24 protein-coding genes are annotated in these 23877 nt (G+C 67.2%); 7 read left to right on the top strand and 17 right to left on the bottom strand.

The genetic code is table 11. From position 1 onward, the window contains the following. Positions 1 to 145: 145 nt before the first annotated feature. From EV652_RS06085 to EV652_RS06075, 3 genes are all read right to left on the bottom strand, one after another. Complete coding sequence (locus tag EV652_RS06085; RefSeq protein WP_132207999.1) at positions 146 to 379, bottom strand: hypothetical protein; 234 nt, start codon at positions 377 to 379, stop codon at positions 146 to 148. Positions 380 to 785: 406 nt separating this feature from the next. Further along, complete coding sequence (locus EV652_RS06080) at positions 786 to 1559, bottom strand: ABC transporter permease (protein WP_132207998.1); 774 nt, start codon at positions 1557 to 1559, stop codon at positions 786 to 788. A 4-nt stretch (positions 1560 to 1563) separates the two neighbouring features. After that, entirely contained in the window at positions 1564 to 2475 is a 912-nt protein-coding gene (locus EV652_RS06075) for an ATP-binding cassette domain-containing protein (protein WP_132207997.1), read from the bottom strand. A 104-nt stretch (positions 2476 to 2579) separates the two neighbouring features. Between EV652_RS06075 and EV652_RS06070 the strand changes: the two genes are divergently transcribed. Beyond that, positions 2580 to 3320 carry a TetR/AcrR family transcriptional regulator gene (locus EV652_RS06070; protein ID WP_132208473.1) on the top strand — a complete coding sequence of 247 codons (741 nt, stop codon included), beginning with the start codon at positions 2580 to 2582 and terminating at the stop codon, positions 3318 to 3320. On the opposite strand, the gene EV652_RS06065 is transcribed toward EV652_RS06070, so the two are convergent. From EV652_RS06065 to EV652_RS06025, 9 genes are all read right to left on the bottom strand, one after another. Continuing rightward, a complete protein-coding gene (locus EV652_RS06065) occupies positions 3308 to 3940 on the bottom strand; it encodes a nucleoside/nucleotide kinase family protein (RefSeq protein ID WP_132207996.1) in 633 nt (210 codons plus the stop codon). The genes EV652_RS06070 and EV652_RS06065 overlap by 13 nt on opposite strands. A gap of 17 nt (positions 3941 to 3957) precedes the next feature. After that, on the bottom strand, positions 3958 to 4626 hold the full coding sequence (locus EV652_RS06060; RefSeq protein WP_132207995.1) for an urease accessory protein UreD: 669 nt from the start codon (positions 4624 to 4626) through the stop codon (positions 3958 to 3960). Next, complete coding sequence (gene ureG / locus EV652_RS06055) at positions 4610 to 5329, bottom strand: urease accessory protein UreG (protein ID WP_132207994.1); 720 nt, start codon at positions 5327 to 5329, stop codon at positions 4610 to 4612. Before ureG ends, EV652_RS06060 begins: the two co-directional genes overlap by 17 nt. Continuing rightward, entirely contained in the window at positions 5322 to 6128 is an 807-nt protein-coding gene (locus EV652_RS06050; RefSeq protein WP_132207993.1) for an urease accessory protein UreF, read from the bottom strand. Before EV652_RS06050 ends, ureG begins: the two co-directional genes overlap by 8 nt. Next, positions 6128 to 7831 (bottom strand): urease subunit alpha, encoded by a 1704-nt coding sequence (locus EV652_RS06045; RefSeq protein ID WP_132207992.1) that lies wholly within the window; start codon positions 7829 to 7831, stop codon positions 6128 to 6130. The genes EV652_RS06050 and EV652_RS06045 overlap by 1 nt, the downstream gene beginning before the upstream one ends. Continuing rightward, positions 7824 to 8192 carry an urease subunit beta gene (gene ureB, locus EV652_RS06040; RefSeq protein ID WP_132207991.1) on the bottom strand — a complete coding sequence of 123 codons (369 nt, stop codon included), beginning with the start codon at positions 8190 to 8192 and terminating at the stop codon, positions 7824 to 7826. The genes EV652_RS06045 and ureB overlap by 8 nt, the downstream gene beginning before the upstream one ends. A 10-nt stretch (positions 8193 to 8202) precedes the next feature. Further along, complete coding sequence (locus EV652_RS06035; RefSeq protein WP_132207990.1) at positions 8203 to 8505, bottom strand: urease subunit gamma; 303 nt, start codon at positions 8503 to 8505, stop codon at positions 8203 to 8205. Further along, on the bottom strand, positions 8502 to 10154 hold the full coding sequence (locus EV652_RS06030) for a purine-cytosine permease family protein (RefSeq protein ID WP_132207989.1): 1653 nt from the start codon (positions 10152 to 10154) through the stop codon (positions 8502 to 8504). The genes EV652_RS06035 and EV652_RS06030 overlap by 4 nt, the downstream gene beginning before the upstream one ends. A gap of 102 nt (positions 10155 to 10256) precedes the next feature. After that, positions 10257 to 10652 carry a MarR family winged helix-turn-helix transcriptional regulator gene (locus EV652_RS06025; protein ID WP_132207988.1) on the bottom strand — a complete coding sequence of 132 codons (396 nt, stop codon included), beginning with the start codon at positions 10650 to 10652 and terminating at the stop codon, positions 10257 to 10259. A gap of 122 nt (positions 10653 to 10774) precedes the next feature. Between EV652_RS06025 and EV652_RS06020 the strand changes: the two genes are divergently transcribed. Then, entirely contained in the window at positions 10775 to 11842 is a 1068-nt protein-coding gene (locus EV652_RS06020) for a substrate-binding domain-containing protein (RefSeq protein ID WP_242001592.1), read from the top strand. Here EV652_RS06020 and EV652_RS06015 read toward each other — a convergent pair. Beyond that, positions 11839 to 13215 carry an FAD-dependent monooxygenase gene (locus EV652_RS06015; protein WP_132207987.1) on the bottom strand — a complete coding sequence of 459 codons (1377 nt, stop codon included), beginning with the start codon at positions 13213 to 13215 and terminating at the stop codon, positions 11839 to 11841. The two genes, EV652_RS06020 and EV652_RS06015, sit on opposite strands and share 4 nt — an antisense overlap. Positions 13216 to 13299: 84 nt before the next feature. Between EV652_RS06015 and EV652_RS06010 the strand changes: the two genes are divergently transcribed. Further along, positions 13300 to 13935, top strand: a complete 636-nt coding sequence (locus EV652_RS06010; RefSeq protein ID WP_199238040.1) for a TetR/AcrR family transcriptional regulator — start codon at positions 13300 to 13302, stop codon at positions 13933 to 13935. A gap of 63 nt (positions 13936 to 13998) precedes the next feature. Here EV652_RS06010 and ligD read toward each other — a convergent pair whose 3' ends face one another. Genes ligD through EV652_RS05995 form a run of 3 tightly spaced genes read right to left on the bottom strand, consistent with a single transcriptional unit; the run spans position 13999 to position 17392 of the window. Beyond that, on the bottom strand, positions 13999 to 14979 hold the full coding sequence (gene ligD, locus EV652_RS06005) for a non-homologous end-joining DNA ligase (protein ID WP_132207986.1): 981 nt from the start codon (positions 14977 to 14979) through the stop codon (positions 13999 to 14001). A gap of 39 nt (positions 14980 to 15018) precedes the next feature. Further along, a complete protein-coding gene (locus tag EV652_RS06000; RefSeq protein WP_132207985.1) occupies positions 15019 to 16146 on the bottom strand; it encodes a branched-chain amino acid aminotransferase in 1128 nt (375 codons plus the stop codon). Between the two features lie 19 nt (positions 16147 to 16165). Beyond that, the gene (locus EV652_RS05995) at positions 16166 to 17392 is read right to left on the bottom strand and encodes a helix-turn-helix domain-containing protein (protein ID WP_132207984.1); all 1227 of its coding nucleotides are present in this window, start codon (positions 17390 to 17392) and stop codon (positions 16166 to 16168) included. Between the two features lie 147 nt (positions 17393 to 17539). Here EV652_RS05995 and EV652_RS46460 point away from each other — a divergent pair, with 147 nt between their 5' ends. Further along, positions 17540 to 17896: a hypothetical protein gene (locus tag EV652_RS46460; RefSeq protein WP_500784486.1), complete on the top strand. Its 357-nt coding sequence runs from the start codon at positions 17540 to 17542 to the stop codon at positions 17894 to 17896. A gap of 15 nt (positions 17897 to 17911) precedes the next feature. Here the strand turns inward: EV652_RS46460 and EV652_RS05985 are convergent, their stop codons facing one another. Beyond that, on the bottom strand, positions 17912 to 18682 hold the full coding sequence (locus EV652_RS05985) for a class I SAM-dependent methyltransferase (RefSeq protein ID WP_158441095.1): 771 nt from the start codon (positions 18680 to 18682) through the stop codon (positions 17912 to 17914). A 118-nt stretch (positions 18683 to 18800) separates the two neighbouring features. Between EV652_RS05985 and EV652_RS05980 the strand changes: the two genes are divergently transcribed. From EV652_RS05980 to EV652_RS05970, 3 genes are all read left to right on the top strand, one after another. Further along, positions 18801 to 20561 carry a chitinase gene (locus EV652_RS05980; RefSeq protein WP_132207982.1) on the top strand — a complete coding sequence of 587 codons (1761 nt, stop codon included), beginning with the start codon at positions 18801 to 18803 and terminating at the stop codon, positions 20559 to 20561. Positions 20562 to 20655: 94 nt separating this feature from the next. After that, on the top strand, positions 20656 to 22317 hold the full coding sequence (locus EV652_RS05975; protein ID WP_132207981.1) for an NAD(P)/FAD-dependent oxidoreductase: 1662 nt from the start codon (positions 20656 to 20658) through the stop codon (positions 22315 to 22317). Then, positions 22317 to 23786, top strand: a complete 1470-nt coding sequence (locus EV652_RS05970; protein ID WP_132207980.1) for an ATP-binding protein — start codon at positions 22317 to 22319, stop codon at positions 23784 to 23786. The genes EV652_RS05975 and EV652_RS05970 overlap by 1 nt, the downstream gene beginning before the upstream one ends. Positions 23787 to 23877: the final 91 nt, after the last annotated feature.

The following is a 23877-nucleotide window of genomic DNA, read 5'->3' as shown; positions in this document are numbered from 1 at the left end:
GCCCGAAGTAGGCCTGGCCCCACCCAACCGTGCGCTCAGCCACATACCGCGCCGGTCAGCCTTTGACGTGCAGACAGACGTCGGCCGCTGCTGCCCCGGGGGACAGCAGCGGCCGACGGTGCTTTTGGAGCGACCTGAAGGAGTGTCAGGCAGCTAGCGCCTGCGCCTGCGCTTGCGGGACGCGGGTGCGGTTCTTCTGCGCCCACACGGCCCGGCGCAGTTGCGCCTTGTCCGGATAGCCGGCGGCCCGGCCGATCAGATAGACGTCGTGGTTGCGCATCTTGACCATGCCGGCGACGAACCAGACCGGGCTGCCCTCGGCGAGCATGGTGACGATCATGTTGGTGGTGGCGGTGTCTACGGTGGCGGTGATGTTCATTCTGACCCTCTCCTTTGGTCGCTCTTACTGATACGTCGGACCAGACCCGCCAGATTCGACATCACCTCGACAAGTTTTTCTGGTCCGTTGTCCAGCCACACGTACGCCGCCCTCGCCGCGTTCACCTCCGGCCGCATCGACGGTCCCCGGGGAGCCCATCCGTCGCACGGCGGACGCTCTGCTCGACCCCGGCACTCGATAGAGGTACAGTCCGGAATTCCCATGATTTGCAGGGGAAAACAGAGCGCCCCGATCAGAGATCGGGGCGCTTGTCCGTGTGGGTCCCGGGGGGAGTGGGACCACCACACGTTGGGGGGACTTAAACCGTAACCTGGCCGCGGGGTCATGTTCGAACCAAATCCGCGCCTCGGCAAAAGTCGTTCTACGAACGGCATGAAAAAAGCGTTCAGCGGCTGGTGCGGCGGCGGTACAACGATGTCGCCAACGTGACCGAAAACAGGAGCAGACCGGTACACCAGGCGAGCGCGATCCAGCCGTTGTTCCCCATCGGTGTCCCGATCAGGAAGCTCCGCACGGTCTCGATCACCGGCGTGATCGGCTGGTGCTCGCTGATCGGCCGCAACCACGACGGCATCGTCTCCGGCTGGACGAACGCGCTGCTCAGATACGGCAGGAACAACATGAAGAAACTCAGCGTGCTGGCCGACTCCACCGACTTCGCGATCACGCCCAGACCGGCCGCGAGCCAGGACAGCGCGAGAACATAGAGAAGGAGCAGTCCGATCGCGGCGAGCCAGTCGGCCGGGCCGGCGGCGGGCCGGAATCCCATCGCCAGCGAGGCGAGGATGACGATCGCCGTTGACACCGCGTTACGCGCGACACTCGCAGTAACGTGACCGGTCAGCACTGCGAAGCTGCGGATCGGCAGCGATCGCAGCCGATCGATCATTCCGCTGTTCATGTCGTCCGCGACCGCCATCGCCGTGTTCGAGGCGCCGTACCCGGTGGTGAGCAGCAGGATGCCCGGAACGACGTAGTTGATGTATTCCGCGCCCGTGTCGATCGCGCCGCCGAAGACATAGACGAACAGCGCCATCATCAGCATCGGCAACAGGATCGAGACGAACAGGGTGTCCACGTTCCGGCGCATCAGCCGGACGCAGCGGTCGATCATGGTGACCGCGTCGGAGAGCGCGGCGCCGGCTCCTTGATGTGACATTTGATCAGCTCCTATCTGAGGCGGTCAGAGCCAGAAAGACGTCGTCCAGCGTCGGCCGGTGGGACGACACTCGTTCCGGTTGCAGCCCGTTGTCCCGCAGTACGTCGAGGACGTGGTGCAGGTGCGCCGCCGTACCGTCGGACGGAATGTTCAGCACCAGTTGATCGGCGATCCCGTCCAGTACGCCGGTTGCCTTCAGCAACTGCATCTCGTCGGCGAACCGGAGCTCGATCCGCTCGCCGCCGATCTGGGCCTTCAGTGCGTCGGCGGTGCCGGTGGCGACGATCCCGCCCTTGTCGAGCAGCACGATCTGGTCGGCGAGCCGGTCCGCCTCCTCGAGATACTGCGTGGTCAGCAGGATGGTGGTGCCGTCGCGGACGAGTTCGCCGATCGCGTCCCACATCGTCGACCTGCTGGCCGGGTCGAGCCCGGTGGTCGGCTCGTCCAGGAAGATCACCCGTGGCTGCGCGATCAGGCACATCGCCAGGTCGAGCCGCCGCCGCATCCCGCCGGAGTACGTCTTCACCCGGCGGTCCATCGCATCGGTCAACCCGAACTGTTCGAGCAGTTCGGCGGTACGGCGTCGCGCGGCAGGCCGGCCGAGATGCATCAGCCGGCCGACCATGACCAGGTTCTCCCGGCCGGTCTGGTTCTCGTCGACCGCGGCGTACTGCCCGGTCAGGCTGATGACGCCGCGAACCTGGGCCGGCTCGCGCAGTACGTCGTACCCGGCGATGGTCGCCTGGCCGGCATCCGGCCTGGTCAGTGTGGTCAGGATCCGCACGATGGTGGTTTTGCCGGCGCCGTTCGGGCCGAGCAGGGCGAGCACGGATCCCTCCGGGACCTGCAGGTCGACCCCGGTGAGTACCTCTGTCGCCCCGAAGGACTTCCGCAGGCCGGTTGCCTCGACGATCATCGTTCCCCTCCCCACTGCGTATTAGATACGCTAAATAGCGTAGCATGTACGCTATATGTATGTGCAAGCCCTACTTGGTGGCTCCCTAGACTGAGGCGGTGGAGATGAGCGAGTTGCCGGCCGAGGTGGCGCTGATGTGGCGACTGCGGGACGGCAGCCGGCGCGGGCCGAAGCCGTCACTGACCGTCGACGACATCACCCGGGCGGCGATCGACCTCGCCGACGCCGAGGGCCTGGCCGCGGTCTCGATGGCGCGGGTGGCCGAGCGGCTGGGCAACTCGACGATGGCGCTCTACCGGCACGTGAAGAGCAAGGATGAACTGCTCGTCCTGATGTCGGACGCCGCGCTCGAGCGTCCCGATCCGCTGCCGGACGGTGTCGACTGGCGGACCGGGCTGACGTTCTGGGCGGAGGGCGTGATGGTCGCCATCCGCAAACACCGCTGGTATTCGAAGCTCCCGATCGCCGGCCCGCCGGCCGGGCCGAACAACCTCGCCTGGCTGGATTCCGCCCTCGGCGCGCTGAAGGACACCGGCCTGCCCGAGGGGGCCAAGGTCGGCGTCGTGATGGGCCTGATGACGTATGTCCACGGCGAGATCCGGCTCTCCCTCGACCTCGCCGCCGGATTCCGCGAGAACCCCGCCGCCTTCAGCCAGTACGGCGAGATCCTCGCCCTCGTGGTCGACAGCCGCCAACTCCCCGCGCTGGCGCGGGTCCTCGATGCCCGTGTCTTCGACGAGGTGAGCAACTTCGACGAGATGAGCGACGAGGACTTCGACTTCGGCCTCCAGCTCTACCTGGACGGCGTGGCCGGTTTCATCGAGCGGGTCTGTCAGGACAGCTGAATGACCGCGTCCGCAGCCGGCGCGGTGGCGGCGATCAGTCTGGCGTTGTGTTCGTCGGTGCCGAAGGTGCGCTCGCGGGCTTCCTCGGGGGAGCGGCCGTAGCGGCGGTGACGGGCTTCCAGGCGGTCGTGCCGCAGTTGTTCGGGTACCTCGACGTACCAGCAATGGTCGAGCCACGTGCGGACAGCTGCCCACGGCATCTCGTCGAAGAGCAGGTAGTTCCCCTCGGTCACGACCAGCATGACGTCCGGTGCGATTCCGATGCTCGCGGCAATCGAATCCTCCAACCCGCGTTCGAAGCGCGGCGCCCAGATCTGCTCGTCCGGTGCCTCCTTCAACCTCTTGAGCAAGGCAACGAACCCGTACCCGTCGAACGTGTGCGGCGCCCCCTTCACCTCGGCGAGACCGAGGTCCTCCAGCACCGACTGCGCCAGGTGGTACCCGTCCATCGGCACCAGCGCGACCCGGTGCCCGTCGGCGATCAGCTTCGCCGTGAGCTGCTCGGCGTACGTCGACTTCCCGGCCGCCGGCGCACCGGTGATGCCGAGGATGGAACGCCGGCCCTTCGTGGCAAGGTCGACGGCACGGTCGTACGCGGTCGCCGAGTCGAGTGTCTGCACCCCACGATCCTAGAAGCTCAGCGCACTTGCTGGAGGTCGCTCTCGTGATGCTCGTGGACCAATCGGCGCGCGATCGAACCGCACCCCTCGAGCTGCATGGTCTGAGCCTCTTCAGGAAGGCGGAAGCCGAGCGAGGTGACGGTGTCCAGGCAACGGGCGGTGTGCATGACCGCCCAGCCGTCGCGGGCGTCGGGGGACAGGTCGAGGTCTTCGGCCAGGGTGAGCTCGTCGCCGATCCACGCCCGCGTCATCGTCTGCAGCGCGCCGCCGACTTCTCCATGCCGCCCGAGTACGAGTGACTCCCGCAGTTCCGCCGTACACCCGTTCTCCATCCGTACGACGGTCGACCGCATCACCGCCGCATCGGCCGAGACGACGAACGGTTCGCCGTACCAGCGCAGACTCGCACCGTCGGTGAGCCGGATGTCGACGTCCCACCGCGCCGACCCGCCGCGCATCCCATACGCAACGGTCCCGGCTGTCTCGACGATCTCCACCCGCACCGGCCCTGACACCACGACCTCGATCCGCACCTGGTCTCCGGCCAGCAACAAGGCCCCAGCGGCGACCAGCGCAATCCGTACGACGCCGGGCGGCCCAGGTAGCTGCCGGGGTGACAGGTGATCAGTCGTCAGCACACATCGGTCGCGAACCGGGTCGGCGACAACCTCAATGCGCGTGGGCATGGGTATGGGTGATCAGCTCGCCGTTCTCGCCGACGTGAGAATGCGGCGCCATCGGGCCGGGATCGACGGGCGTGTGCTCACCGCTGCGGACGACTCTTGTCATGGACAGCACCCATTCCTTCAGCCGGGCGACCGATGCCGGGTCGTTGCGGGACAGCGCGAGTACCGGCTTACCGTCGCGCGCGGCCTCGGCATCCTTCACCATCTGCTCGACGTCCACCCCGACGTACGGCGAGAGATCCGTCTTATTTACTACGAGTAAGTCCGCTCGCGCGATCCCCGGACCGCCCTTGCGCGCGACGTCCCCACCGCCCGCGACATCGAGGACGAAGATCTGCGCATCGACGAGCGCGGGGGAGAAGGTCGCCGTCAGGTTGTCACCACCGGACTCCACCAGGACGACATCCAGCGGCGCGAAGTCCCGCTCGAGATCCTCGACCGCGATCAGGTTCGGCGTCACGTCGTCCCGGATCGCGGTGTGCGGGCAAGCGCCGGTCTCCACCGCGCGGATCCGCTCCGGCTCCAGGACGCCGGCCGACCGCAGCAACCGCGCATCCTCGTCGGTGTAGATGTCGTTGGTGATCACGCCGAGCCTCAGTTCGTCGGCCAGCTCCCGGCAGACGGTGGCAATCAACGAGCTCTTCCCAGTGCCCACCGGGCCGGCGACGCCCAGCCGGAAGGAACGCGTTCTGTGTTCAGGCATGGAACAACCTCATTCTTTCGTTGGCGTGGTTCTGGGCGAACACGTCGATCAGCGGCGCCCCGTCCGCCGGCAACTTGTCGATCTCGGTCAACGGCGCGACGTCGGTGACGAGCCGCTCGATGTCGTCATGCAGTCCGGCCAGCCAGGTCGCCGCGTCGGCTGGATCTACTGGCAGTAACTTGAGCGAAGCGGCCACCACTGTCTGTACGTCGTCGTACGCGACCAACCTGGCAACCTGCTCCGCCGACAGCCCTGTCACACCCCCGATCACCCCCACCACAATCGGCCTCGCGACCTCACTGTCTCGCTTGAGATACCGCAGTACATCGGGCCAAACTCGCGCCGCCAGCCGCAAGTACGCCCGCCCTTGCCGCCGCGACACCCCCCGCAACACCTGAGAAGGCGTCCGAGCCGCCCAGGCCCCCTCAACCACCGCGAGCCCCGATCGTCCCGCCGCCGCACCCGTCGGACCCCCAGCACTCGCGCCCACCTCGTCCTCCGCTGAGTCGACACTCAGTCGTGGATTTCCGTCGGCTGAGGGCCCGTTCTCCAGCAGAAATCCACGACTCGGCGACGGAGCATCCAGGGTGATGTGGCGAGCGAGTACGGCGGTGGCGGCTTCGACTCGGGTGACTGTGCGGAGACGGTCTCGGGCGTAGGCGGCGACGTCGGCGAGTTGCTTGCCGTCGGCACCTAGCCCGGCGCGGACGGCCGGCTCGAGACCGGCGGACTGGGTGTGCCCGCCGGTCGGCAACCGGCCGTCGGCCAGCATCAACGCGACCACCTCAGGCGAGGTCATCAGAACATCGCATAGAGCTGGGCGAGTGGCAGTACGTCGGCCGGCGCCGGCTCCACCAGGTCTCCGTCGACCTTGATCGCGAACGTCTCGGGATCGATGTCGATACTCGGCAGCGCATCGTTGTTCTTCATGTCCGCCTTGCCGATCTCCCGCGTCGGCCGTACGGCGAGCAGCCGCCGACGCAACCGCAGTCGCTCGGCCAACCCATCGTCCAACGCGGCGGGGGAGACGAACGTGAACGACAGATCCGCCCCGATCGCATCCCCGAACGCCGGCCGCATCAGCACCGGCTGCGGAGTCGGGATCGACGCGTTCGGATCGCCCAACGCCGCCCACGCGATTGCGCCGCCCTTGATCACCAGGCTCGGGCGGACACCGAAGTACCGCGGATCCCACAGCGTCAGATCCGCCAGCTTCCCGCTCTCCACCGAGCCGACCACGTGATCGATGCCATGGGCAACTGCCGGGTTGATCGTGTACTTCGCGACGTACCGCCGTACCCGCTCGTTGTCGGCCGGCAGGCTCGTGCCGAGTGGGCCGCGCCGGTCCTTCATCACGTGCGCGACCTGCCACGTACGAGTGATCACCTCGCCGATCCGGCCCATCGCCTGCGCGTCCGACGAGGTGACGGACAACGCGCCCAGGTCGTGCAGGATGTCCTCGGCCGCGATCGTCGTCGCCCGGATCCGCGACTCGGCGAACGCGAGATCCTCTGGCAGGTCCGGGCTGAGGTGATGGCAGACCATCAGCATGTCGAGGTGCTCGGCGACGGTGTTGACCGTGTGCGGCAACGTCGGGTTGGTCGAGCCCGGGATGACATGCGGGTACGACGCGATCGAGAGGATGTCCGGCGCATGCCCACCGCCGGCGCCCTCGACGTGGAAGGCGTGGATCCCGCGACCGGCGATCGCGTTCAGCGTGGATTCGACGAAGCCGGCCTCGTTCAGGCTGTCGGCGTGGAGGGCAACCTGGAGCCCCCACTCGTCCGCGGCCCGCAGCGCGGTGTCGATCGCGGCCGGGGTCGAACCCCAATCCTCGTGCACCTTGTATCCGGCGGCACCGGCCAGCGCCTGCTCGGCGAGCGCCTCGGCACTCACCGTGTTCCCCTTGCCCAGCAGCAACACGTTGAGCGGGAACGCGTCGAGGCTCCGGTGCATCTGCTCGAGATGCCACGCACCTGGCGTCACGGTGGTCGCCTTGGACCCCTCGCTCGGCCCGGTCCCGCCGCCGACGATCGTGGTGATCCCGGTGGCGAGCGCCTCATGCAGCTGCGACGGCGAGAGCAGGTGAACGTGGGAGTCGATCGCGCCCGCGGTGAGGATCCGCCCCTCGCCCGCGATCACGTCCGTCGACGGTCCGATCCGCAGCTCGGGGTGCACGCCGTCCGCGATGTCCGGATTCCCGGCCCGCCCGAGCGCGACGATGCGGCCGTCGCGGATCCCCACATCCGCGCGCACGATGCCCCACCAGTCGAGGACCAGCACATTCGTGATGACGGTATCCGGCGCGCCTTCCGCCCGGGTCGTCGTACCCTGCCCCATCGACTCCCGGATCGACTTTCCCCCGCCGAACACAACCTCCTCACCTCCGACCGTGAGGTCCTGCTCCACCTCGATCCACAGGTCCGTGTCCCCCAACCGAACCTGATCCCCAACCGTCGGCCCGTACAACGCGGCATACGCCGCCCGCGAGATCTCAACCATCCCGCTTCACCTGAATCCCCGGCACCCGCCGATTGCCTTTCAACGCCACCAGCTCCACTTCCCGAGATGCCCCGGGCTCGAAGCGCTGCGACGTACCGGACGGGATGTCCAACCGGAAGCCGTGCGCGGCGGCCCGGTCGAAGGAGAGTGCGGTGTTGGCGTCCGGTAGGTGCAGGTGGGAGCCGATCTGCACGGGTCGGTCGCCGGTGTTCACGATCACCAGGGTCTGGCGTTCGTCGGCGGTGCGGTCGGCGTTGAGCCGGATGGTGCCGGGGGCGACCCGGACGGCACCGGGTCCCGGCCCGGTTGCGTCGTTGCCCGCCCCCTGTCCTTCATTGCTAAGTCTAATCCTGCTCGTCATCGATTCCCCCTTAAATTATTGGGCTGTGGATAGTGACGAGCTTGCGGCCGTCGGGGAAGGTGGCTTCTATCTGGACGTCCGTGAGGAGATCGGCGACTCCGGGCATGACGTCGTCGCGGGTGAGGACGGTGCGGCCGCGTTCCATCAGGTCGGCGACGCGGGCGCCTTCGCGGGCGCGCTCGAGCACCCAGGTACTCAGCAGCGCGACCGCTTCGGGGTGGTTGAGCCGGACTCCCCGGGCCAGCCGGTCGCGAGCGACCATGCCGGCCACGGAGAGCAGCAGCTTCTCGGTTTCGGCGGGCGTGAAGTTCACGGCGTGGCCGGGAGGACGTGGTCGGACACCTTGTCGGTGCTGAGGCAGAGCGAGCAGACGGCCGCGTCGTGGGTCTGGCACGCGGTCATGTCCGGCCGCTCGTAGTCCTGCCGGCACACGTGACAGGTCAGGACAGCGCCCGACGGGTTGCCGTGCTCGTCGTACATGGGCAGGTCGAGTCCGTCGTCGGTACGGCGGAGGTAGTACTTACCGCGAGTAGCAACGGCCAGGACCGGCGGCAGGACGACCGCGAGCCCGATCGCGACGAGTGGTGAGTACGGCCTGATCGTGTCGCCGAGTCCGCCGAAGAACACCAGGATCGAGACCCCCGCGGCCGCGGCCATCGACACGAAGCCGACCGGGTTGACGGCGTACAGCATGCCGCGGCGGAACTCGGGCTCCTTCGGCGACAGCTTCAGCAGGTACTTGTTGAAGACGATGTCGGAGGCAACGACCACGATCCACGCCATCCCGCAGTTCGCGTAGAAACCGAGGATGGTGTTGAGGAAGTCGAACATGTTCGCCTCCATCAGCACCAGCGCGATCACCAGGTTGAACGCCAGGAACACCAGCCGGCCGGGGTAGTGCCGGGTCAGCCGCGTGTAGGAGTTCGTCCACGCGAGCGAACCGGAGTAGGCGTTCGTCACGTTGATCTTCACCTGACTGATCACGACCAGTACGACGGCGAGCGCCATCGCGAGCCAGCCGGGCATGAAGCCTTCGTAGATCTCGAGGAACTGATGCACGGGTTCGTTGGCGACGGACGCTCCGTCGGCGACGTTGGCGATCAGGTAGACGGCGAGGAACAGGCCGATCACCTGCTTGATCGCACCGAAGATCACCCAGCCCGGCCCGGCCAGCAGCATCGCGGTCCACCAGCGGCGGGAGTTCTCCGGCGTCTTCGGCGGCATGAACCGCAGATAGTCGATCTGCTCGGCGATCTGCGCGATCAGCGAAAGACACACGCCGGCCGCGAGCAACATCGAACCCACATTCGTGCCCTCGTTGTTCTGACCGCGATAGTCGAAGAACGTCGACACCGAATCCGGATGCGACACGACGAGATACACGAACGGCAGCACCATCAGGATCAGCCACAGCGGCGTCGTCCACACCTGCAGTGTCGACAGCACTTTCATCCCGTAGATCACCAGCGGAAAGATGACCAGCGTGGACACGGCATAGCCGAGCCACAACGGGATATGCAGCCCGAGCTCGAGACCCTGCGCCATGATCGAGCCTTCGAGGGCGAAGAAGATGAACGTGAACGATGCGAAGATCACGTTCGTCACGACCGAGCCGTAGTACCCGAAACCGCTGCCGCGGGTGATCAGGTCGAGGTCGATGTTGTAGCGCGCGGCGTAGTACGCGAGCGGCAGGCCGGTCGCGAAGATCACCACCGCGAAGATCGCGATTCCCCACAGCGCGTTCGTGGTTCCGTACGAGATGCCGATGTTCGCACCGATCGCGAAGTCGGCCAGATAGGCGATCCCGCCGAGGGCCGAGACGGCGACGACGCCGGTCGACCACTTGCGGTAGCTCCGTGGCGCGAACCGGAGGGTGTAGTCCTCCAGGGTCTCGCGTGTCGCGGCGGTTGGAGTGGGTGGTTCGGGGGTGGCGCGGTGGTCGAGCGAGGGTTCAACAGTCATTGGCGGAACTCCTGCGGCACCTTCGGGCGAGCGGTGCTCCGGCGAACCGGCGACGCTGCCGGCCGGGATGCACCCGAATGGAAGGAACCTAGGAACGGGTTGTTACCGCGGTGTTGCCGATCGACTACGTTCGTGTATTTCCATCTGGAAGTAATCCGCGAGATCCGCCTCGAGGTCGCGCTGAGCGGCGGCGATGCGATCGGCGACGGTACCGCCGACGGAGGACAGGGCAGTGACGATGCGGCGCTTGTCGTCCGGGTGGATCCGGCGCAGGACCAGGCCGCGCTCGACCAGCTTGTCTACGTGCCGGGTCAGGCTGGCGGCCGGCAGGACGGCGGCCTCGGCCAGGATCGACATCGGTTGACCGGGCTCCTCGTGCAGCACCGATATCACCCGCCACTGCTCGATGGACAGCCCGAACTCGTCGAGCAACGGCTGCAGACCGAGCTCGATCCGGCGCTCGGCCTGCTTGAGCAGCAGGAGCAGGCTGGACGGCATCCGCACTCCTCCCCGGTTGTAGGTGCTGGGAATATAGCCCAGTGCTCGGAGATCCGCCTCCACCTGCGCCACACTGGGCAGACTCCGGTACGGCGTACTGACTATCAGTGGAGCTGGCTGACATGAGGGAGGTGCTTGTGCGGCGTTCCGACGTGGTGTCGATCGCGTTCGTGGTGCCGCTGCAGGGGCCGACCGGGATCTACGGGCCGTCCTGCTTGGCCTGCGGTCAGCTCGCCGTCGAGCAGCTCAACGCACGGAACGGCATCGCCGGCCGCCAGGTCGAACTCGTCCAGGTCGACGCCGGTCGCGCACCCGACGTCGTCGCCGAAGACGTCGGCCGTCTGGTCGACACCGGCCGGGTCGATGCGGTCGCCGGCTGGCACATCTCCGCCGTACGCGTCGCCCTGACCCGCCGCATCGGCGGTCGCGTCATCTACGCCTTCGCCGCGATGCACGAGGGCAGCGACGACACCCCGGGCGTCTTCATGCTCGGCGAGCGCCCGGTCAACCAGTTGCTCCCGGCAACTCATTGGATCCGTGAGCACCGCGGCGCCCGCCGCTGGGTTGTCGTCGGCAACGACTATGTGTACCCGCGAGTGACCGGCTCAGTAGCCCAGGAATCCTTACAGGGAACGGGTTCCGAGATCGTCCAGTCGGCCTACGTCCCGCTCGGCACCTCGGACTTCCAGACGGTCCTCGGTGATGTGGCCGAGGCGAACGCCGACGGCGTGATCATGCTCCTGATGGGCCAGGACGCCGTACATTTCAACCGCCAGTTCGCCCGCCAAGGTCTTAGTGAGAAGCTCCTCCGCCTCAGCCCCGCGATCGAGGAGAACACGCTCCTCGGCGCCGGCCCGGGAGCCAACGAGGGCGTCTATGCGGCGGCGGCGTACTTCGACGGCCTGGAGACCGTGGAAAGCGGCGAGTTCGCCCAGCAGTACTACACCCGTTTCGGCCGCTACGCCCCAGCGCTGAACGCTGTCGGCGAGTCCTGCTACGAAGCGATCCGCTTCCTCGCCCGCCTGGGCGAGGTGAGCGGATCCATCGCCATGTCAGCCGCCCTCCCCACCGGCCACTTCTATGACAGCCCCCGAGGCCTGATGCGCCTCGACGGCAACCTCGTCGATCAAGATGTCTACCTTGCCGCCGCCGACGGGCTCGAGTTCAAGATCCAGGAACAGATCGCCTAGGCGAGATAGCCGTCCGGGCGGATCAGGATCTCGTCGCCGTCCTGGGCGTGGTAGTGGGCGTAGGCCTCCGGTGACGCATACGTGCCGTCCGCAGCATCCCGTCGTACGACGTCAACTGTGTGCTCACCTGTCGACGGCGTGGTCGGTGTGAAGCGCAGCCGTGTGAAGTGCGGACCGCGGAACAGGTCGAAGAGGCGAAGCTTGTTGCCGGCGGCATCGACCAGTGGAGCGTCCGGGGCACGATCGCCTGAGGTCATGGCGCTGCTGTCGGACGGGGAGCGGTAGGAGACGTCGAGTTGGCGGGTGTTCTCGCCGCGTTCCATCGCGCTCTCGTCGCCCTCGACGTGCTTCTGCATCAGCTTCTCGCTGATCCCCAGGACTCGCATCGCGTTTGTACGACGCTCGATCTCGTACGTCGCCAGCACCTCCTCACGCCCGTCGGCCAGCTTCCAGCCCAGGTTGTACGCATCCTGGACGCCCGTGTTGAGTCCCTGCCCACCGGTCGGCGGGTGGACGTGCGCGGCGTCGCCCGCGATGAACACGCGCCCGACCCGGAACCGCGCGGCCAACCGGACGTTCGGCCGCCAAACGGTCGACCAGGTCAGATCACGAAGCTTGGCCACGCCAGGGCCGGCGTAGTGGTCGACGCGTTGCTGCAGAGTCTCGAGCGAGGGGTCGACCTGATCGTCGTCCAGCGGCGCGCCGAACTGGAACTGATCCCCGCCGGACAGCGGTGTCAGCGCGATGCCCGCCATCGGGTTGTCCCGCGTCGCGAACCAGTAGCCGTACTCGTGGTCGAGTCCGTCCGCCGCGACATCGCCGAGCAGCATCCGGATCGACTCGTCCGTCGTACCCTCGAACGCGATCCCGAGGTGCTTGCGGACGAAGCTCCGGCCGCCGTCCGCGCCGACCAGGTACTGCGCTTCGACCGTCTCTCCGGTGGACAGGTCGGCCGTCACCGTGCCGGCGTGCTGGGAGAAGCCGACGATGGCGGTGTCCAGTTCGACGCGTACGCCGTACTCCGCCAACTTGTCGCGCAGGATCTGCTCGGTGCGTGACTGCCCAAGCATCCACGCGTTCGGGTACGGGATGTCCGGGGTCGGCTCGAGGATCGGAGCCATCCGGCGCTCGTCGGCCACTTTGCCGTCGAGGTAGATGCGCATCAGCGGTAGTGAGCGGCCTTGGCGGAGTACCTCGTCGATGATGCCGAGGTCGTCGAAGACCTCCAGTGTCCGCGGCTGCAGCCCGTCGCCGCGCGAACCGTTGAAGTACTCGGTCGCCTTGTCGATCAGCCGTACGGCGATCCCGCGCCGGGCGAGGTCGATCGCCAGGGTCAGGCCGGTCGGACCCGCACCTGCGATGAGGACAGTCATCCTTGTCTCCTTTGGGTGAATTATGATTCACTGAATCTGAATTCACTATGGAGGTGGCTAGGGTTCGGTGTCAAGGAGGTTCTGGTGACGGACACGGTGAGCCGCCGGGAACGGGCGGCCGGGACCGAGGCGGCGCTGAAGCAGGCGGCCCGGGAGGTGTTCGCCGAGCGCGGATACCTGAACACGAAGATCACCGACATCACCGCGGCCGCGAGCCGGGCGACGGGATCGTTCTACAACCACTTCGCGAGCAAGGAGGAGCTGCTCGAGGCGCTCCTCACCGACATGCTCGCGGCGGCGGACGAGGCAGTCTTCGACGACGCCGGTCACGACCCCGACTTCAGCAAGATCTCGTCGATCCGCTGGCATGTCGCGGCGTTCTGGCGGTTCTACCGCGAGCACCTGCCGGAGATGGTCGCGGTGAAACAGGCGTCGATGGTCGACCCGGAGCTAGGCCGCCGGCTGCAGCGGATCATGGCCGACGACGACACCCACATGATCGAGCACTTCACCCACCTGCCGAACCCGCCGGCCGACCCACTGGTGACCATCTCGGCCATGAACGCCCTGATGGAGGGCTTCGCCTACACCTGGCTGGTGGTCAACCCGTCCGACGGCCGCACCATCTCCGACGAAACCGCGATCGACACCCTCACCAACCTCCTCCACCACGGGCTGGCCGGCGAGAGTGCGGACGGCCACACCATCACAACTGCGTGAGACTGTTGCTCGTGCGCGGGTAGGCGCCTCGCGTGCCGCGATCGTGATGGCCTGGGCGTCCGCCTATTCCTCCGGCGGAGGTGGTTCCTCGGCGCCTTCGCGTTCGTCCCGCTCGGCCCACTCCAGCAGGGTGTCGAGGGTGTAGACGTTGTCGTCGATCGTCTCGTGCAGGTCGCCGAGCTCGGCGAAGCGAGCCGGCACCGTCTGGATCGTGAACGCCTTCGGATCCACGTCGTCGATCTCGTCCCACCGGATCGGCGTCGAGACCGTTCCTTCCGGATTCCCGCGGACCGAGTACGCACTAGCGATCGTGTGATCCCGGGCGTTCTGGTTGTAGTCGACGAACAACTTCTTCGGGTCGCGATCCTTGCGCCACCACGTCGTCGTCACGTCCTCCGGTGCGCGCCGCTCGACCTCCCGCGCGAACGCCAACGCAGCCCGTCGTACGTCGGAGAACCCGTGCTCCGGCTTGACCCGCACATAGACGTGGATCCCCGACCCGCCGGACGTCTTCGGGAAGCCGACCACTCCGAGATCGTCCAGCACCTCGTGGACGACGTGCGCGACCCGGCGGACCCGATCGAACGGGCACTCCGGCATCGGGTCCAGGTCGATCCGCCACTCGTCAGGCTTCTCGGTGTCGGCGCGACGGGAGTTCCAGGGGTGGAACTCGACGGTCGACATCTGCACCGCCCAGACCACGTGTGCGACCTCGGTGACGCACAGCTCGTCCGCTGTCCGGTTGTACCGCGGGAACTTCACCCGCACGGTCTCCATCCAGGGCGGCGCCCCGTGCGGCAACCGCTTCTGGTGCACCTTCTCCCCGGAAACACCCTCCGGGAACCGATGCAGCATGCACGGCCGCTCCCTCAGCGCCCGCACGATTCCGTCGCCGACGGACAGGTAGTACTTGACCAGATCCAGCTTGGTCTCGCCGCGCGCGGGGAAGTACACCCGGTCCGGATTGGAGATCCGCACCGTGCGCTCACCCACCTCCAGCTCGATCGCCGGAGTCTTAGCCTTCCCCGCCTTGGACTCAGCCATGACCTCAACCTAACCGCCGGCAGGGACAACCGGCAGTAACTACGCCAGCCGGGTCAGCCAGCCTCGATGGTCGGGGATGTGGCCGTACTGCAGGTCCAGGAGGCTGGAGCGGATGGACTTGGTGACTGGGCCGACGCCGTAGTCGACGGAGTGGTCGCCGATGGTCAGGTCGCCGTCGGGCCAGGCCAGCCGGCCGATCGGGGTGATCACGGCGGCGGTGCCGGAGGCGAAGACCTCGGTGATCTCGCCGCTGCGGACGCCGTCCTTCCACTCGTCGGCGGAGATCTGGCGCTCCTCGACCTTGTGGCCGAGGTCGGCGGCGAGCTCGATCACGGAGGCCCGGGTGACGCCCTCGAGGATCGAGCCGGACAGCTCCGGGGTGACGATGCGCCCGTCGGCGTACACGAAGAACATATTCATGCTGCCGATCTCCTCGAGCCACTTGTGCTCGACCGCATCGACGAAGGCGACCTGCTCGCAGTTGTTGGCGACCGCTTCGGCCAGACCGGCGAGGCTAGCCGCGTAGTTCCCGCCACACTTGGCTGCACCGGTCCCACCGGGGGTCGCGCGGATGGTCGAGGTCGTCAGCCAGATCGACACGGGCTTGGGGCCGGTGTCGAAGTACGGACCGGCAGGAGAAGCGATGACGCCGAAGAGCACCTCACGGGCCGGCCGCACGCTGAGTGCCGCCTCGGTGGCGATCATGTATGGCCGGATGTAGAGGCTGGTCTCGCCACTGTCAGCAGACGGCACCCATGGCTCGTCGACTGTCACCAGCGCCCGCAGCGCCGAGATGAACGCGTCCTCAGGCACCTGCGGCAGGGCAAGCCGCGCAGCGCTCGCGGTGAACCGTGCGGCGTTGCGATCAGGCCGGAACGCCCACACCGACCCGTCCGCGTGCCGGTAGGCCTTGAGTCCTTCGAAGATCTCCTGCGAGTAGTGCAGTACGGCGGCGGCCGGGCTCACCTTGATTGGTGCGTACCCAGTCACCTTCTGGTCGTGCCAGCCATCGTCTGCCGTCCAGTTGGCCACGACCATGTGGTCAGTGAACGCCTGTCCGAACGCAGGCTCGGCCAGTACAGCCGTCCGCGCCTCCGCAGTTGCCGGATCGCTGCGCAGCTCAACCGCAAAGTCCCACACGTCTGTCACTGCCGTTTCACTACTCACTCCCGGCACGTTACCCCTCTCACAGCAGTGAGCTCGACCCAGTGCCCACACTCCGGCTGTCCAGGTACGGCCTCCGTCCAAGGAGCTCCTGCAGTGTCGCCGCCATTCCGGGTTGTCTGGTGCGTACGGCGTTCAGCACCCGCGCGGCGTCGTCGTACAAGTAATAGGTGTGCCACTCGTCCGGCAGTTCGACCAGAACCCGCAGAGCCAGCGCGACACCCGCCGCGACTTCTCCGTCGACGACCAGGCACTCTGCCAGCCCCATCTGCAGCCTGGCCCGCTCACCGAGCCAGTCCTCTGGACACAGCTCGATGGCCCGAGCCAGCAGCACGCACCCGGCGGCGCCGTACCCCAGACTCGCGCACACCCGTCCCTCCACACCATGCACCTCGTACGGCGCCCAGTCGCTCAGCGGACCGGACGACGTACTTGCCGAAGGCAACTCATCCGCAACCCCGATCAACTCCTGCAGCGCTCGATGAGCCTGTCCGTGGTGCCGTAGCTCTGCCAGCACCCACGCTCGGGCAGCGTGCGCCTGCACCACGGCTCCACCACTTGCGACCGCGAGAGCTTCGTCGGCTGTCTCCAGTAGTTGCGTCAGCGGTCGCCGCTCGGCCAGCCCGCTGATTGCCTCTCGGGCCCGCACCGAACTCTGCACAGAGGTGTCTGCCGAGCTGTCCGCGGCGGTCCGCGCTGCCTGCCACCACCGCCGGGCAGTGCTCGGCTGCCCAAGGCTGGTCAGGGTCTGCGCGGTCAGCACGCTCAGTTGGGCTGCAACGACCGCGGACTGGGCCGGCGCCATGCGGAGATCCGTGATGAGCTCCGGCAGCAGGCGGGCCGGCGGAACGCTCCGGAAGTCTCCGAGCGCAGCAGTCGTGTCCGTGCCGCCGAATGCCGTGACGAGCCCGTGCCAGGCCGCCGACAACGGATCAGCTGCCGCCAACGGATCGGCCGACTGCACGCGATCAGCCGCCGCCAACGGCTCAGCCGGCTCCAGCGGATCAGCTGGTGCGAGGGCCGCCGGCGTCGACCGGCGCCGCTGCTCGAAGGTGCCGGTCAGCTCGTTGCCGGTCCCGAGCTCACGGTCGCAGAGCCGGGCCAGCTCGGCAGAGCCCGGTCGTTGGCCGCGCTCCACCTGCGACAAGTAGCTGTGGTCGTAGCCGACCCGCGTAGCAAGTTGCCGCAGACTCAAGCCGACCGCTTGCCTGCACTCCCTCAACTGCGCGCCGAACGTCGCCTCAGCCACAGGATCACCCCCGCTCACTAGCGTGAAACGGACAGTACAAGCCCTCACTGACAAAACCGTCCTGTGGTCTGTGGGCTGTTCACACAGCCCACAGACCACACCTGTTGTAGCCAGCGGGTGCCGAGCAAAGCTGCAGAAGTGAACACGATGCAGCGGCAGCCTCGACTCTTCCGGTTGGTGCGCCACACCGATGCATCCGGCGTGCGCGGCACAGGCACCCTGGCAGAGGGCGTCGAGTGGTCCGACGGCACGGTAGCCGTGCGCTGGCGCGGCCGCTGGCCCAGCACGTCCACCTGGGACGGCGGCATCGAAGCCCTCCTGGCCGCCCACGGCAACGGCGGCCGCACCCAAGTCCACTGGTTCCCGAGCAGCCCACAACCCGTGCTCAGTCGCACGGCGCAGACCGCCGTACAAACCGCCCCACTCTGGCTACCAGCCCCAACTCTCAACGGTCACTGCCCCCGCTGCGGCCAACCCTGGCCATGCCCAACTCTCTGCCGCTGAGGCATCAACAGGTGGTCAGCGCACGGCTTCGGCCAGGAGGTATGGAGCGGGGAGGCGAACTACACCGGACGGGGTGGTCCAGTTGGCGGTGATCAGGGTCAGCGTGCGGGAGCGAACGTCGGCCAGTACGCCGGCCTGCTCGAGGAGGGGGAGGGCGGCGACGCCCATTGGGTGGCCGGCGATCCGTGTGGACCAGTAGTCCTCGGCGGAGTGGGTGGTGATGGTCAGGTCCTTGGTGGTGCCGGTGACCTGGAAGCCGTGCGGTTCCAGCAACGTGGTGAGCACGGCGGGGTCAGACCAGTCGATGCCGCCTTCGGTTGGATCGCTGCCGATCACCTCCGTGACCGCATTGATGAGGATTCCGAGGACTTCGTCGAGTACGCCGGGGAGCCAGGCGGTGAGGAGGATGCGTCCGTTCGGTGCGGAGACGCGGGCCAGTTCGGCGATGGCGGCCTTGGGGTCGGGGGCGAAGATGACGGCGAAGTTGGAGAGCAGTACGTCGGCCGAGCCGTCGGGCAGCGGCATGGAGGCCGCGGTGCCGTCGACGACAGTCAGGTCGCGTCCGCCTTGCTGGATCACCTCGCGGAGACGGGCAGCCGGCTCGACTGCGGTCACGCGGGCGCCGAGGTCGGCGGCGAGCAGGGCGACGTTGCCGGTGCCGGCGCCGACGTCGACCACGTGCTCACCCGGTTGGATCCGGGCCGCCGCGACCAGTTCGCGCGCCGCCGGCAGCAGGTCCGGAGCAGTCGATTCGTACCGTCCCTGGCCCCAGTCGAGCTGATTCATGGCCCCACCGTAGGCGGCTTCCGGACACGGTCGGGAAGCCGACAGCGGCCGCGCATTGACCAGGTAGTTATGGAGCATCTCTACTAAATGGACCCCAACCGCCCCGGGAGGTCCGCCCATGCGTTCACGGTGCCTTGCTGTCGTCCTTGGTCTGCTCCTGCTGCTGGTCGGCGGGACCCAGTCCGCGCAGGCGGCGAACGTCCTGACCAACCCGGGCTTCGAGACCGGGTCGCTGAGCGGTTGGACATGCTCGGGAGGCTCTGTCGTCAGCAGCCCGGTGCGCACCGGTGGCTACGCGCTCAACGGGGCTGTGTCGAGTTCTGACTATGCACAGTGCATTCAGACGGTGGCGGTGCAGCCGAGTACGGCGTACACCTTGTCGGGCTGGGTGCGTGGGTCCTACGTATATCTGGGTGTCACGGGTGGCTCGTCCACGTGGACGCCATCTGCCACGAGCTACACGCAGTTGAGTGTCTCCTTCACGACAGGTGCCAGTCAGACGTCGGTCCAGGTGTATGTGCATGGCTGGTACGGCCAACCGGCGTACCAGGCGGATGACATCACTCTCGACGGCCCTGGTGGCAACCCGTCCGGTCCTGGTGTTCCTGGTACGCCGTCAGTCAGCGGTACGACGAACAGCAGCATCTCGCTGAGTTGGGGCGCATCCACGGGCACAGTCACGGGTTACCGGGTTTACGAAGGCAGCAGCGTCGTACAGACCGTCACTGGCACGACGGCAACGCTCAGTGGACTGGGAGCGTGCACTAGCCACACCTACTCGGTAGCGGCCTACGACAGCTCAGGTGAGTCGGCCAAGTCTGCAGCTGTCACAGGTACGACGGGCGGCTGCACAAGCACGGGGTTGCCGAAACACGCGCTGATCGGATACCTCCACGCCAGCTTTGCCAACGGATCCGGGTACGTGCGGATGGCCGACGTACCGGTCGAGTGGAACATCATCAACCTGGCGTTCGGTGAACCGACGTCAGTGACCTCGGGCGACATCAGGTTCAACCGTTGCCCGGCCGCTGAGTGCCCGAACGTGGAGAGCGAGGCCGAGTTCATCAGCGCGATCCGGGCCAAGCAGGCCGCCGGGAAGAAGGTGCTGATCTCGATCGGTGGCGCCAACGGTCAGGTGCAGCTCACGACCACTGCCGCGCGGGACGCGTTCGTGAGCTCGGTCAGCGCGATCATCGACCGCTACGGTCTCGACGGGCTGGACATCGACTTCGAAGGGCATTCGCTGTACCTCAACTCGGGTGACACCGACTTCCGCAACCCGACCACGCCGGTGATCGTCAATCTGATCTCGGCGCTGAAGACGCTCAAGGCGAAGTACGGCGCGCAGTTCGTGCTGACGATGGCGCCGGAGACGTTCTTCGTGCAGGTCGGGTACCAGTTCTACGGCGGTGCCGGCGGTGGCGACAACCGGACCGGGTCGTACCTACCGGTGATCCACGCGCTGCGCGATGCGCTGACTGTGTTGCACGTCCAGGACTACAACTCGGGGCCCGTGATGGGGCTCGACAACCAGTACCACAACATGGGCGGCGCGGACTTCCACATCGCGATGACCGACATGATCAAGGCCGGATTCCCGGTCGCGAGCACCGGCCAGACCTTCCCCGGACTGCGGGAGGACCAGATCGCGTTCGGACTCCCGGCGGCGGTCAGTGCGGGCAACGGCTACACCGCCCCGGCCGCCGTTCACCAAGCGCTCGACTGCCTGGTCAAGGGCCAGAACTGCGCTGGCTACAGCCTTCGCGGCGGGGCGTCGCCGGCCTTCCGCGGGCTGATGACGTGGTCGATCAACTGGGATCGGTACTACGACTGGGAGTTCAAGAACAGCCACGCGCCGTACCTCGCGGCCCTGCCCTGAGGTTTCCCGCAGGTGCGTACTGCGGGAAACCACAGCGGAAGTGTGTGGAGATTACCCTTCCCGGATGTTGGTCCCGCGCTGGTATGAAGGAGGCATGACAGCGTCAACGACCCGCCCGGTGATCCTCACCGTGGACGACGACCCCGGTGTTTCCCGGTCGATCGCCCGTGACCTTCGCCGCCGCTACGCCGAGGCCAACCGCATCGTCCGCGCGGAGAACGGGCCGCAGGCGCTCGAGGCGCTGCGCGAGCTCAAGCTGCGCGGCGAGCCGGTCGCGCTGCTGCTGGCCGATTACCGGATGCCCCAGATGTCCGGTATCGAGTTCCTCGAGGCCGCGATGGACCTGTTCCCGCTGGCCCGCCGCGTCCTGCTCACCGCGTACGCCGACACCGACGCGGCGATCCAGGCCATCAACGTGGTCGACCTCGACCACTACCTGCTGAAACCGTGGAACCCGCCGGAGGAGAAGCTCTACCCGGTGGTCGACGCGATGCTCGACCTGTGGAGGTCGACCCCGGAGCCGTCCACCGACGAGACCCGAGTGATCGGCCACCGCTGGTCGGCGCCGTCGTTCGCGGCCCGCGACTTCCTCGCCCGCAACGCCGTGCCCTATCGCTGGTACGGCGTTGACGACGAGGAGAGCAAACGGCTGCTGGAGGCGGCCGGCGTCGACGGCTCGACCCTCCCGGTGGTCATCACGCCTGACGGCACGGTGATGGTGGCACCGAGCGAGGCCGAGCTGGCGAACAAGGTAGGACTGTCGACCGCGCCGGCCGAGGAGTTCTACGACCTCGTCGTGGTCGGTGGCGGCCCGGCCGGCCTCGGCGCGGCTGTGTACGGCGCCAGTGAAGGGCTGCGCACTGTGCTGGTCGAGCAACTGGCCACCGGCGGTCAGGCTGGTCAGTCGAGCCGGATCGAGAACTATCTCGGCTTCCCGGACGGCGTCTCCGGTGCTCAGCTGACCGATCGGGCCCGACGGCAGGCGGTGCGGTTCGGAGCCGAGCTGCTGACCGCGCGTGAGGTGGTCGGTCTGGAGACGCTCGGGTCCGCCCGGCGCCTGCGGTTCTCGGACGGCAGCGAGATCTCGTCGCACTCGGTGATCCTGGCGACCGGAGTTTCGTACCGGACGCTCGAGGCGCCCGGTGTCGACGACCTGTGCGGCCGGGGCATCTACTACGGCTCGGCGACGACCGAAGGGCCGAGTTGCGCCGGCCAGGAGGTCTACATCATCGGCGGGGCGAACTCCGCCGGCCAGGCTGCGGTGTATTTCTCGAAACATGCCAAACGCGTGCATATGCTGGTCAGAGGACCATCGCTGACGGCGACGATGTCGACGTACCTGATCAATCAGATCGACGAGATCGACAACGTCGAGGTCCACACCTGTACGCAGGTGGTCGACTGCAAGGGTTCGGACCACCTCGAACGGGCGACCCTGCGGAACAGTGCGACCGGCGAGACGCGCGAGGTGGACACGGAGTGGATGTTCGTGTTCATCGGTGCGGCCCCGCGGACGGACTGGCTGCCGGGTGACCTGCTCCGCGATGAGCGCGGGTTCGTGCTCACCGGTCCGGACCTGCGTGGCAGACCACCGGGCTGGGCGCTGGAGCGGGAGCCGTACCACCTGGAGACGAGCATGCCGGGCGTCTTCGCCGCCGGGGACGTACGGGCCGAGTCGGTGAAGCGGGTCGCCTCCGCGGTCGGCGACGGAGCGATGGCCGTGACACTGGTGCACCGATACCTGGAGATGCTCTGATGACTGTCCACACCGATGAGCCGCGACGGCTGAGCATCGACGAACTGCGCACGCTGTTCCTGTTCGAGAGCCTGGCCGACGAGCAGCTGCAGTGGCTCTCCGACACCGGGTACGTCGAGGAGGTCCAGGAAGGGATCGTCTTCGCCGAGGGCGATCCGGCCACCTGCTGCTACATCCTGCTGTCCGGCGAGCTGCGGCTCTGCAAGCTGTCACACGGCGAAGAGGTCGAGATCAACCGGACCCGGCAGCGCGGGGTGTATTCCGGTGCCTTCAACGCCTTCTTCGGAGCCGACGAAAAGAAGAAGAACTACACCGCCACGATGCGCGTGACCGAGCCCTCGGAGTTCTTCGTCATCGACGCCGTCACGATGGCGACGATGATGAACACCTGGTTCCCGATGGCGGTGCACCTGATCGAGGGCTTCATCATGGGGGTGCGCCGGACCAACGAGACGTTGGGGGAGCGCGAGCGGTTGCTTGCCCTCGGCTCCTTGTCGGCCGGCCTCACCCACGAGCTCAACAACCCGGCCGCTGCGGCTGTCCGCGCTGCGGCGACGCTGCGGCAACGGGTCGCGGGGATGCGGTCCAAGCTGGCGATGCTTGCCGACGGCACCTTGGACGCCACCAAACTGCACCAGATCGTCGAGCTGCAGGAGGCGGCGGTCGAGCGGCTGGACAAGACGAAGGACAAGGACATCTCGCCGATGGATCTGTCTGACGCCGAGGACTCGCTGACCGACTGGCTGGACGACCACGATGTTCAGGCCAGTTGGGACGTCGCTCCGGTGCTCGCCGCGGCCGGACTGGATGTGCCGTGGATGGAGGAGGTGCTCGCCGCGGTCGGGCCGACGTACCTCGAGGGCGCGGTCCGCTGGCTGATGTACACGATCGACACCGAGTCGCTGATGAACGAGATCGACGACTCCGTCACCCGGATCTCGACGCTGGTCGGTGCCGCGAAGCAGTACTCGCAGATCGACAGGGCGCCGTACCAGATCGTCGACCTGCGCGAGCTGCTCAAGTCAACGCTGGTGATGATGTCGGGCAAGTTGCAGGGTTACGAGGTGGTGAAGGACTTCGATCCGGAGCTGCCGGCCATCCCGGCGTACGCGGCCGAGCTCAACCAGGTGTGGACCAACATCATCGACAACGCGGTCAGCGCAATGGGCGGATCGGGCACCCTGACGATCCGGACCAAGAAGGATGGCGAGTACGCGGTCGTCGAGATCGGCGACACCGGACCGGGTATCCCACCGGAGATCCGCCGCCGCATCTTCGAGCCGTTCTTCACCACCAAACCCATCGGCGAAGGCACCGGCCTGGGCCTGGACATCTCCTGGCGCATCGTGGTCAAGAAACACCACGGCGACCTCCGAGTCGAATCCCAACCCGGCGACACCCGCTTCAAAATCGTCCTCCCCCTGGAACCCGACGAAGAACTCGAATCCAACCCAGACCTCCTCGGCTAACCCCGGCCCCCGACCCCACCACCCCGCGCCACCACGCGACGCCCCAGCGGAGACCGCGCACGTCCCGCTGCGCGCCCACCGCCCCGGGCAG

This window comes from Kribbella steppae, from assembly GCF_004342025.1.
Classification (GTDB): domain Bacteria; phylum Actinomycetota; class Actinomycetes; order Propionibacteriales; family Kribbellaceae; genus Kribbella; species Kribbella steppae.
The sequence above is the reverse complement of the archived record's forward strand: the minus strand, read 5'-3'. Positions and strand labels throughout refer to the sequence as shown.

Bases quoted from the DNA above. Each gene is read 5' to 3' on its own strand.
- EV652_RS06085 (WP_132207999.1), bottom strand. From the start codon at position 379: ATGAACATCACCGCCACCGTAGACACCGCCACCACCAACATGATCGTC.
- EV652_RS06080 (WP_132207998.1), bottom strand. From the start codon at position 1,559: ATGTCACATCAAGGAGCCGGCGCCGCGCTCTCCGACGCGGTCACCATG.
- EV652_RS06075 (WP_132207997.1), bottom strand. From the start codon at position 2,475: ATGATCGTCGAGGCAACCGGCCTGCGGAAGTCCTTCGGGGCGACAGAG.
- EV652_RS06070 (WP_132208473.1), top strand. From the start codon at position 2,580: ATGAGCGAGTTGCCGGCCGAGGTGGCGCTGATGTGGCGACTGCGGGAC.
- EV652_RS06060 (WP_132207995.1), bottom strand. From the start codon at position 4,626: ATGCCCACGCGCATTGAGGTTGTCGCCGACCCGGTTCGCGACCGATGT.
- ureG (WP_132207994.1), bottom strand. From the start codon at position 5,329: ATGCCTGAACACAGAACGCGTTCCTTCCGGCTGGGCGTCGCCGGCCCG.
- EV652_RS06050 (WP_132207993.1), bottom strand. From the start codon at position 6,128: ATGACCTCGCCTGAGGTGGTCGCGTTGATGCTGGCCGACGGCCGGTTG.
- EV652_RS06045 (WP_132207992.1), bottom strand. From the start codon at position 7,831: ATGGTTGAGATCTCGCGGGCGGCGTATGCCGCGTTGTACGGGCCGACG.
- ureB (WP_132207991.1), bottom strand. From the start codon at position 8,192: ATGACGAGCAGGATTAGACTTAGCAATGAAGGACAGGGGGCGGGCAAC.
- EV652_RS06030 (WP_132207989.1), bottom strand. From the start codon at position 10,154: ATGACTGTTGAACCCTCGCTCGACCACCGCGCCACCCCCGAACCACCC.
- EV652_RS06025 (WP_132207988.1), bottom strand. From the start codon at position 10,652: ATGCCGTCCAGCCTGCTCCTGCTGCTCAAGCAGGCCGAGCGCCGGATC.
- EV652_RS06020 (WP_242001592.1), top strand. From the start codon at position 10,775: ATGAGGGAGGTGCTTGTGCGGCGTTCCGACGTGGTGTCGATCGCGTTC.
- EV652_RS06015 (WP_132207987.1), bottom strand. From the start codon at position 13,215: ATGACTGTCCTCATCGCAGGTGCGGGTCCGACCGGCCTGACCCTGGCG.
- ligD (WP_132207986.1), bottom strand. From the start codon at position 14,979: ATGGCTGAGTCCAAGGCGGGGAAGGCTAAGACTCCGGCGATCGAGCTG.
- EV652_RS46460 (WP_500784486.1), top strand. From the start codon at position 17,540: ATGCAGCGGCAGCCTCGACTCTTCCGGTTGGTGCGCCACACCGATGCA.
- EV652_RS05985 (WP_158441095.1), bottom strand. From the start codon at position 18,682: ATGAATCAGCTCGACTGGGGCCAGGGACGGTACGAATCGACTGCTCCG.
- EV652_RS05980 (WP_132207982.1), top strand. From the start codon at position 18,801: ATGCGTTCACGGTGCCTTGCTGTCGTCCTTGGTCTGCTCCTGCTGCTG.
- EV652_RS05975 (WP_132207981.1), top strand. From the start codon at position 20,656: ATGACAGCGTCAACGACCCGCCCGGTGATCCTCACCGTGGACGACGAC.
- EV652_RS05970 (WP_132207980.1), top strand. From the start codon at position 22,317: ATGACTGTCCACACCGATGAGCCGCGACGGCTGAGCATCGACGAACTG.